The sequence below is a fragment of the Stieleria tagensis genome (assembly GCF_024129865.1).
Taxonomy (GTDB): Bacteria; Planctomycetota; Planctomycetia; order Pirellulales; family Pirellulaceae; genus Stieleria; species Stieleria tagensis.
This window is the reverse complement of sequence record NZ_JAMYFE010000087.1, coordinates 1-10,071: the sequence shown is the minus strand read 5'-3', so window position 1 is coordinate 10,071 and position 10,071 is coordinate 1. Positions and strand designations below refer to the sequence as shown.

Annotated in this window: 6 protein-coding genes; all 6 read left to right on the top strand. The window is 55.3% G+C overall.

Going from position 1 to position 10,071, the window contains the following annotated elements; translation table 11 throughout:
• A partial coding sequence (locus NHH03_RS20250) for an RHS repeat-associated core domain-containing protein (protein ID WP_253159045.1) occupies nucleotides 1-1,591 on the top strand: 1,591 nt, incomplete at its 5' end.
• 2 nt (nucleotides 1,592-1,593) lie between these two features.
• Nucleotides 1,594-2,046: a hypothetical protein gene (locus tag NHH03_RS20245; RefSeq protein ID WP_253159043.1), complete on the top strand. Its 453-nt coding sequence runs from the start codon at nucleotides 1,594-1,596 to the stop codon at nucleotides 2,044-2,046.
• A gap of 1,311 nt (nucleotides 2,047-3,357) precedes the next feature.
• On the top strand, nucleotides 3,358-5,790 hold the full coding sequence (locus tag NHH03_RS20240; RefSeq protein WP_253159041.1) for a hypothetical protein: 2,433 nt from the start codon (nucleotides 3,358-3,360) through the stop codon (nucleotides 5,788-5,790).
• A 242-nt stretch (nucleotides 5,791-6,032) separates the two neighbouring features.
• Nucleotides 6,033-7,046 (top strand): site-specific tyrosine recombinase XerC, encoded by a 1,014-nt coding sequence (gene xerC / locus NHH03_RS20235; protein ID WP_253159039.1) that lies wholly within the window; start codon nucleotides 6,033-6,035, stop codon nucleotides 7,044-7,046.
• Between the two features lie 189 nt (nucleotides 7,047-7,235).
• Complete coding sequence (locus NHH03_RS20230; RefSeq protein ID WP_253159037.1) at nucleotides 7,236-8,450, top strand: hypothetical protein; 1,215 nt, start codon at nucleotides 7,236-7,238, stop codon at nucleotides 8,448-8,450.
• Between the two features lie 684 nt (nucleotides 8,451-9,134).
• Nucleotides 9,135-9,419 (top strand): hypothetical protein, encoded by a 285-nt coding sequence (locus tag NHH03_RS20225; RefSeq protein ID WP_253159035.1) that lies wholly within the window; start codon nucleotides 9,135-9,137, stop codon nucleotides 9,417-9,419.
• The last annotated feature ends 652 nt before the right edge of the window (nucleotides 9,420-10,071 follow it).

The following is a 10,071-nucleotide window of genomic DNA, read 5'->3' as shown; positions in this document are numbered from 1 at the left end:
TCTTCACGATGGTCTTCAGAGAATCGTGGAGTTGGATCTGCACGGTTCTGATCAAGTGCTCACGGAACTCTACCTGCACGGCACTGAGCCCAACGAGATCGTGGCCACCGATGTATTTCACAGCGGCGCTTACGAGACAGTCTGGGGTTACACGGACCTGCTCGGCAGCTTGACGTCGGTTGCCAGTCAAGCTTCGGGGGACTGGAAAGTCGTGCACAACATCACACGCGAGTACGGTAGCGACCGTCAGCCCCTCGGCGACACCACCGAAGCGGTCCTTACCTCCACCACCATCTGGGCTGGGCATCACCTTGACGACGATACCGGCCTGCTCGAAGCCAAAGCCCGCTGGTACGATCCATCTTCCGGTCGCTTTATCAGCCAAGACCCCATCGGCTTCGCCGCAGGGGATGCGAATCTTTATCGGTATGTGGGAAATGGGCCGACCAACGCGACGGATCCGAGTGGGTTAAAGGATCCTTCGGTAACCACTCAAACTTTCGGACCGCATGATAACAATCGAGTCATTCACGCACCCGGCCCTGGGCAATGGATGACCGGTATTTCCCGGATTACCTCTGATTGCATTAGTGGGCGTGATACATACAGCTGTCTATCGTTGCCCGTCGATGACATTGCGTCGCAATGGCTGACCGATGCGCGGACCACGCAAGCCGCAGCGGATTTGATGTATCAGGATATGCGTACCATTATAAACAGCTTTTCTGGCGTAGCAGTAAAACAGTCGGCACTTGCAGCTCGACCTGGCATTCGTCAAGTCCGTTGGGCGGATCGACCTGGATTTTCTCCATTCATCGAAGACACCACACACAATGGAACCCCGTACAAGGTGATATGGAGCTATTCAAGCCGTAAAGGACGTATTGGTGAGATTGAGGCGGTGCAATGGGGCGTCGTGCCCGGAAATCTTAGCGACGAGGACGCCGCGCAATTTTATATTGACGATTTTGAACAACGGATGTCAGCGGCGAAAGTGCAAACGGCAGTTGATGTCAGCCTTATAGCCGGTGGACAGTTCTTAGCGACCTTCCGGGCACTGCGTCTTGCATCGGTCAGCCGGACGGCGTCGCTCGAAGCTAGTCTTGCTGCGCGAACGATGACTAGAAACGAGTGGGCCGCATACTCTCGATTGCAACGAATTGGGCAGCAAGGTGTTGCAGCAAAGGCAGAGCAGGTACTTAGCAACTATATCTCGAGAATACCGGTTGCTGAACGAGGAAATATTGCAACAACGGTGGCTGCATACAATCGAAACAATGGTCTAATTGCTATCGGCACCAATGGTGATATTCCCTCGCGAATCGCTTTACCGTTAGCTCGCGCTGCGGAAGGAGTAGGCGGTGTTGGCCATTCTTTCTCGGTAGTTCAACAGAATGGCCGAATCTACAGGCTAACCGTCGGTCGATGTGCCGAGTTCCACGCTGGCAATCGTTTGCTTCTACGTACACCGGGATCAACGCTATCGGATATTGGTTTTACGAAGGCTATTCGACCTCGCACCGGCGAGGTTATTTCACCTTGTCTGAATTGCGAGCAAATGTATTGGCTGCCTTATCTGATTGGACATTAAAAATGGATGCAAAGACCAAGAAAACGTACCAGAAGATTTTTGGATGGGCTGAAAACTCAGAACGGCCTGGTGGTGAATTTGACTGGTTCGCGGTCGATAAAGACGACTCGGTCGCCGCATTTTCGACGGCTGGATTCGGGCCGGTTCCGGATGTTGTGTTTGAAATAGGGTTGGATGCGTACCTAGGTTTGGTTGATTTTATTGAAAATGCACTCGCACACACGTCGTCGCTCCACAGCGGTGGATTTACTCCGTATTCGGAGCGCGGGATATTTGTTTTTGATTTTCGGGCAAGCGAGTCGGGCCAGTATGAGTTGGCATCTGCGCCTATTGATCCGATTAAGTTTGAACAGCTTGAAAAACTTGGGATTGATCGAGGGGTATTGCCTCGCTTTCAATCGAAGTTTGCAGAAATGAGGACTGTCATTCCTGAAGAACATTGGACCTGTCGCTAATGGCTTTGGGAAACGCTTCGCGTGGGGTCAGGCTCGGGATTCGGGATTCAAGCTGCTTGCGGTCGCGAAGCGACTGCGGCGATGGCAGGATGCCATCGCAACATCGGGCCGGAAGCCCGCCACGCTGGATGACTGCGCACCTTTGTGCGCACCGGAGCGCTAGCGACCGCGACGCACACGAAGTGCGTCGCAATCTTCGGCACGATGCCGCCAGCCTGGAGTAGAGCGCACTCGCCGAAGGCACGGCGACCTGGATGGTCGCCGCATGACGTAGCCCGGTGGCAGGACGCCGCCCGGCGGAACGCGACACGAAGCGGGGAATCGTCGTTGATCTTTCCAATGGTTCAAAGGTTGGAATCAATGAAAGACGTTGCCAACCCAAAGAAGTAGCGACGTCGCGTGTAGCCGGGTCGTAGCGACCGAACGGAGGGAAGGCGCAGCGACGAGGAACGAGGAGCGGAGACCGCACCGGAGTGACCGAGCGGAGACCGGGCGTTGTGAGCGCAGCCGACGCATAGCCTGGATGGCGAAGTGGCGGCGCAGCGAACCGAGGCAAAGCGGAACCGGCCCCAGTGAACGCTAGCCAAGTCAATCAAAGTCAAACGGCCAAACGGTGCTGGCCAACCGTTGGAAGTCTCCGGGCCGGTGTAGCGGGATGCCGATAAGGACAGCGGAGCCCGGATGGCGACCACCGCTCAAAGATGGGCGTAAGTGACCGCGACGAGCGACAGCGACGTAAGCTGGGAACGGGACACTCCATCAACCATCATCCGGCAGCTTGTCTGTCCGGCCAAAGCCCTTTGAAGCTCCGTCAGGCTCCCCGGCAGTCACGGGCCTACCGAACTCCAGCACCCGTGAATTCGCGTCAAAAGCCCGCATCCAACTCTCGGCCATGTTTTTTGGCTTTCGCCGAGCCGGACTGACGCCGTCACCCGTGACCCTCCGGTGGCAGTCCGAGAGAAGGCGACAGACAAAAAAACAAGGTGCGATCGTTAACACCAAGTGCGTTGACTTTAACGATTGATATCGAAGCGGTTTTCTACTTTCGCGGCGGTTGGCCGATTACCGCGCTTGACAGTGAGCGGAAGCTGTCGCGTCATGGAGGCCGGCCGATCCGTGAGGCGATAACGACGTTTTGCCTCTGCACCTTGAAGGCTCTCGACCGCCAACGACAGCCGACAGGTGCGCAGCTTTCGCGGACCCGACGCGGAAAACCGACGCCACATCTCCACCTGAGTTATTCCCAACCAAAAACAAACCCCCAGTAAGGGCCGGGCCACCGGTCTGCGCACAACCAACGGAACCGCCACGATGAACGCAACACCCTTCACTCAAAGACTTCTCGACAACCCACTCGCAACCGTCGCCGACTTCTACGCACAGCACATCAATGAAAACGCCCACGACTTCCTCACGAAGAACTGTCTCTCATCGGATTCAGTCTTGCGCGTCGGCTACTCCGATCGATCACTCGGCAAGCAGATCCCCGACAAACAATCCAAACTCGGTCGGGAGATCCGTACCAAACTCAAACAAGTTGGCATTATCAAGCCCAACGGACGTGAAACACTACGTGGCTTCATCACGCTGCCGCTAACCGACATCCAAGGCAACGTTACCGGCATCTACGGCGAACGCATCGATAAAAAGAACAAGCCCGAACCGCGATTGACCATCGGCAACGGAACATTCAACGCTTCGGCATTGACCAACTTCGATGAAATCATTCTCTGCGAAAGCGTCCTCGACGCCTGGACATTCCACGCCGCCGGTCACACGAATGCCATCGCGATCGAAGGCTCACAACATCAGCCGCAGAGCGTTAGCTCTCGGTTCCCGTCAGGCATCAACCGAATCCTGCTTGCCGGTTCATCCTTCAATGAATCCGTTTTCGATGGCATCGAGCTGATGAGAATCCACTTCCCCGAAGCAATGACGGTCAACGAATATGCGATTCTGAATCAAACCGTTGACGACGCATTGGGTAAACGCATTCGCGCCGCATCGGTCATCGACACTTCCGTAGCGGAAGCCGCCAAGGCTTTCGGCAACTCCTCTGCGCAACCGCCGAAACTCTCCGCGCGTTCCGCTACCCCGAAAGAAACGAACGAGAAACCGCAAGCATCACCGACACCTGCGCCCACGGACGACATCGAAGTCAGTCAAAGCGAAACAGAAGTCACGTTGCGCATCGAATCCCGTCGCTGGCGAGTCCGTGGCTTGGAACGCAACACAACAACCGGCGTGATGAAAATCAACTTGATGATTTTCAATGAGCGCAACGAACGCTTCCACGTCGACACACTCGATCTATATCACTCACGATCACGTCGCGTTTACTTGAAGGAATCTTCGGAAGAAACCGCGATCAGCGAAAACGAACTCCGCAGCGATCTTGGCCGAGTACTGTTGAAACTCGAACAGCTGCAAGAAGAACAACGCAACAATGGCAAAGCGGAAACCAAACCGGTTGAACTTTCCGACGCTGAGCGCAGCGAAGCGATGGAACTGCTCAAAGATGAAAACTTGCTGGATCGCATCTTGAGCGACTTCGACGCTTGCGGGATCGTCGGCGAACGTACCGGCAAGCTGGCCGGATACTTAGCCGCGACAAGTCGCTTGCTTGATAAACCGCTCGGCTTGGTCATTCAATCATCCTCCGCTGCCGGAAAGAGTTCCCTTGCCGAAGCGGTGTTGCGGTTCATGCCGCCGGAGGAACGCTTTAGCTGTTCGGCCATGACCAGCCAGAGCCTGTATTATCTCGGCAACGAAAACTTGAAACACAAGATTCTTTCGGTCGCCGAAGAAGAAGGCGTCCGCGACGCTTCGTACCAATTGAAACTACTACAAAGCGAAGGGCACTTGTCACTCGTTGCAACCACTAAGGAAAGTGGCACCGGGCGAACGGCGACCGAACGCTACGAAGTCGAAGGCCCGGTAGCGCTGGTGATGACAACCACGGCGCTGGATGTCGATCCCGAGTTGATGAATCGTTGCCTAGTCGTGAATGTCGATGAAAGCGCCGAACAAACGCAAGCGATTCACAACATCCAGCGACACGCTGACACGCTCGAAGGTTGGGACAGCGAATCAGAGCGAAAGCGATTGACGACGCTGCATCAGAACGCGCAGCGCTGCCTGCGTCCGATTCGAGTCATCAACCGCTATGCTGATCAGCTAAAGTTCATCAGCAATCAAGCCCGTCACCGACGCGACCATCAAAAATATCTCGGCTTAATTAAGGCCATGACGCTTCTGCACCAACATCAGCGGGAACGAAAACAGCACTCCAAGGATGGCGACTGCTTCGAATACATCGAAGTCACTCATCGTGACATCGCACTTGCGAACATGATCGCGGATTGGGCGCTGGGTCGCAGCATCGACGAACTGGCCGGGCCAACGCGCCGCCTACTGATCGCTCTGTACGATTGGCTCAACACCGAAGCCAAACGGCAAAAACTCGAAGTCAGTGAAATCACCTTCACGCGTCGTCAAGCACGTGAAGCGATCGGCTGGAGCGCCACACCACTACGGATTCACTTAGAACGTCTTTGCCTCCACGAGTACGCCGTTCCCAACGGCGGCGGAGGCCACGGAAAGCTGCGGCGTTACAGCTTGGTTTACGACGGTCGAGGCCGCGAAGGCCAACCGTCAATGGTCGGTCTGATCGACCCGGCCAAGCTGAAAGAACCAGAACCTACCACTACGCCACCCAAGTTGACCGGCCAAAACGCCAGTTGACTCATGGTTGACCCACGGTTGACCGATCCGCAAAACCAACTTAAGTCGTTGATCATCAATGACTAACCGCCGCACTTGACCGATTCGGCCAGTGCAAGGCACCCCTCACGCAAAAACGTACGCACCGATCGTACGTAGCGGTATCTCTGCCGCGCTTCATTCTTCGCTTCTTGATGGATGAAATCTTCAACCTTAATCGTCCGGGCTATCGGTGCGCGCCGGCACATTCGGAGAACGACACTATGTCATCCAATCTCAACACCGTTCTTGCCACTCCCTTCGGCGACGACAGTGACCCGCGCGGCTTCTGGCTCTTGCTGCTTGAGCACGTCGAACACTTGCAGGTGCGCAACTTCGCCGCCGACACCATCCGCATCCGAGCCAACTACGTGCGAGCGTTCGCGCTGTGGTGCTTGGAACGCGACTTAACGCAACCGGCCAACGTCACTAAACCAATTCTGGAAAGCTACCAGCGTTACCTGTATCGCTATCGCAAAGAGAACGATCAACCGCTTTCATGGCGCAGCCAGAACCTACACCTGGCGCAAGTCAATCAGTTCTTCCGTTACTTGGTCAAGTACAATCACTTGCCATTCAACCCGGCCAGTGAATTGGAACTGCCCAAGCAACCGAAGTCACTACCCAAAGCAATCCTGTCACCCGATGAAGTGGAACGCATCCTGGCCGAGCCCGACGCAACCACGACGCTCGGTCTACGAGACCGCGCCATCCTGGAAGTGTTCTACTCCAGCGGCATCCGCCGCGCGGAATTGTGCCGCTTGCGTCTGGAGCACATCGACGTTGACCGTCAAACGATCTTCATCAAGGACGGCAAGGGCCAAAAGGACCGCTACGTCCCGGTCGGCTTGCGTGCATTGTTGTGGATCGCCCGCTACGTCGAGAACGCCCGCGACAAACTGCTGCTTGATCAGAAAGAACCGACGTTGTTCTTGACCAGAGACGGCAAGCCGCTCAATCCCGATTCACTGACCGAGTACGCGCGGAAGTACATTCAATCGTCAGGAATCGAGAAGAGCGGCGCGTGTCACATCTTCCGTCACACGATGGCGACGTTGATGCACGAAAATGGCGCAGACATTCGTTACATCCAAGCGATTCTCGGCCACGAGCGTTTAGAGACGACACAAATCTACACGCGCACTTCGCTTCGCAAGCTGCTTGAAGTCCACGGGCAAACGCACCCCGCCGAACGCCCCGACGACGATTCGGCACCTGAGACTGAATCGAACCAGTAGCCACACTCCTTCCTCGGAGTGATTTACAATAGAGCCATGCAAACGGCTCCGAGAACCCTGCAACGATCGCTCCGCAATCGCGCTCACGCGCGCGGGGCGATCGTACGCGAACATCGCCGCCGCACTTGTGCTGATTCACTCGGCAAATGCCGTCCTAAACGCACTCCATTGCACCGAAGTTGCACTCGGTTGGGGACAATCAGCCAAGACCCCATCGGGTTTAGTGCGGGCGATGCGAACCTTTATCGGTATGTGGGTAATGGACCTACGAACGCGACCGATCCGAGTGGGCTGGAAGTTCTGTTTCCGGCTGATCAGGCCAAGCACATCGAGCCGCTGCTGCGTCGACTTTTTGGGGATAATATTGGTTTCGGGGATTCAAACCACCACGGACTTCGTTATGCAACGGCCTTCGCCGGTGGGGGAAAGATAGACCCCAAATTGCTCGGCTTGATCACGCTGTTCGAGTTAGATCCGAGTGAAAACCGTGATGTTGCTCTTGCACACGTGGCAACTCAGATCGAGAAATATTCATATCACAAAAAGCTTGGCGAGATCGCTGACATATTGAACAGCTTCGACAATGGTGGAGATTTGCTGGTCACAATTGGGGGCAATGGCCTGACAACCACGCACTCGCGACCAATCAACAATTCCCCAACCGGTGCGCATCATTTCCCCGGACAGGGACATACGATACTTCCACACCGAACCCAGGCTCGGATTAATGGTCTACGGACAAAGAATGTTGTAACAACATCGTTGCTCTCGACGATGGCAGATGTTGCCGCAGGAGAAGCGGTGGGAATCGTTGGAAGTAGCGTAGCTCGCTCATTACGCGTCGCCCCAAAGAACGCAGATGATCTGATTACGGTTTATCGAGGCATGGGGCAAACGGAATTCAATGCTCTCTCCCGCGGTGGTCCGCTCCAAAGCATCGCCGAAAGAGCCGGAACCGGGGCGAAGCCGGGCTTTTTCCAAAAGTACTTCCGACATTCAATTGATAGCGCAAATCCGCCGAGTCCTTATGTCTCCTTATCTCAAAGCCCCGGAGCCGCTCGTCACTTCATAATTGATGGAATGCCATCTGGGTTTAGGGGTGCTCTTAAGGACTTCGCAATCCGAACGGGCCTTAGCAAGCCAGTAATTTCCGACGGAAAGGTGCTTGCAAGAATCACAATGCGAAGAAGCGATTTGTCGCGAACGTTTCACTACGCTCAAGACGAGCTAGTTGCATTGGGCGGTACCAGGATTCATTCCATCCAAGCTGTCGCCAACCCAGCATTGCAATCCCATCTGTCATGGAGAGTTTATGCGGGTGCGGCAGGACAGATTGGTGTTGGCGCGGGCGTGCCTTCGGGCGTTGGCTACGGCATTTGGTACGCATACTCGGGAGACGAGTAATGCTTCACGTGATCGTAGGATTATTCTGTACTGTATGGCTGTTTTGTGGTGTTGTCGTGATCGCGATTGGGCTTCGGGATCGGAGGAAATGGAAAGAGCACACACTGGATAATGAAAGAGACGTGCATGATGGTTCAAGCGTAGTCACCGGTGGTCTGATCGCCCTGATTCTCGGGCCGATCGGCCTGGCACTTTATTGCGTTGATTGGTGGAGGAGCTAACGATGTAGAATTGAGCAAGAAAAAGAGCTGCCCCAAACAGGGGACTCATTACTCGACAAGGGCGATTCACGCAGGAAGCTGGAGCAACCCTTGATGCGAGTGAGCAAGCGGTAGGACGTTCCTTCGCAGCTCATGGCTATGACGCTCGCGGTCTACAAACTGCATCTCAGCGAGGCGTTCACGGAGTCCGCACAGCGGACTTGCAAGTGGACGGGCTTGGACGGATTGACGTGTTCACTCCAACAAAGATCAATTCCAAGTCAATATCACGGGCGATTGAGCGGAAGGGAACTCAGGCTCCAATTGTCGCCGTTCGTGGCAATGTCTCAAGTCGAGTAATGCAAGAGACGGCAAATCGGCTGTTCAACAAGACATCGAATCGAGCCAAAGCAATCCAGCAAATTGCTTTTGACAACGATGGTGTTTTGACGTTCTTCACGCGGCCTCAGTAAAGGAAAGTTTGATGCCAAAATTAAAATGCCGCTGTGAAAATGTGATCGACTTGTCCCCTGTCCCCTGTCCAAACGAGCGATTCTTGATCGGGTCAATGGAAATGGAGAACGTGTTTGATGCGTTGGACGAGAATGCGAGTTCTGCTGAAACGATTTTGGAGACTCAAACGCAAAGTGTGATCGTCTGTGATCGCTGCGGCCGCTTTTATCTCAGCAAGGATGACGATTCAAATGAGTACGCTGTTCTGGTTCCGGAAGCTGCCGCGACAAACGACGTGACCGAAGCGATTGATTAACCAGTCGCGGCGAAATCTCGGTTGATGCTCTAACTGAAACCGACGGCCAAACGACTTTCCATCAGGACGCACTTGCAAGCCGTCGGAACCACAGCGCCGCTTGGCAGACGCCTTGCGTTCCCAGCATGAACGAAGTGAACGCGGCGACGGCCACGATGGCCGTCGCAATTTCGGGCGGGATGCCCGCCACGCGCAATTAGAGCGCACTCGCCGAAGGCAGGCGGGCCCGGATGGCCCGCCAATGAGCTAGCCCGGTGGCAGGACGCCGCCCGGCGGAACGCGACACGAAGCGGTGAAGTGTCGTTGATCTTTCCAACGGCTCAAAGGTTGGAATCACCCAAAGACGTTGCCAATGTGTGAAAGTTAGCGACGTCGCGTGTAGCCGGGTCGTAGCGACCGAGCGTAGGGAAGGCGCAGCGACGAGGAACGAGGAACGGAGACCGCACCGAAGCGACCGAGCGGAGACCGGGCGTCGTGACGACGACGATGATGGAGGCAAAGCGCAGCGGGATGCCGGAATCATCGGCGGAGGAACCGAGGGCTGAGCCCGATAAAAACAGAATAGGCTGGATGCCGTCATCCGCTCAAAGAAGGGCGTAAGTGACCGCGACGAGCGACAGCGACGTAAGCTGGGAACGGGACACTCCATCAA

Excerpts from the sequence above, each read along its gene's own strand:
- NHH03_RS20225 (WP_253159035.1), top strand. The coding sequence starts at position 9,135 with ATGCCAAAATTAAAATGCCGCTGTGAAAATGTGATCGACTTGTCCCCT.
- NHH03_RS20245 (WP_253159043.1), top strand. The coding sequence starts at position 1,594 with ATGGATGCAAAGACCAAGAAAACGTACCAGAAGATTTTTGGATGGGCT.
- NHH03_RS20240 (WP_253159041.1), top strand. The coding sequence starts at position 3,358 with ATGAACGCAACACCCTTCACTCAAAGACTTCTCGACAACCCACTCGCA.
- xerC (WP_253159039.1), top strand. The coding sequence starts at position 6,033 with ATGTCATCCAATCTCAACACCGTTCTTGCCACTCCCTTCGGCGACGAC.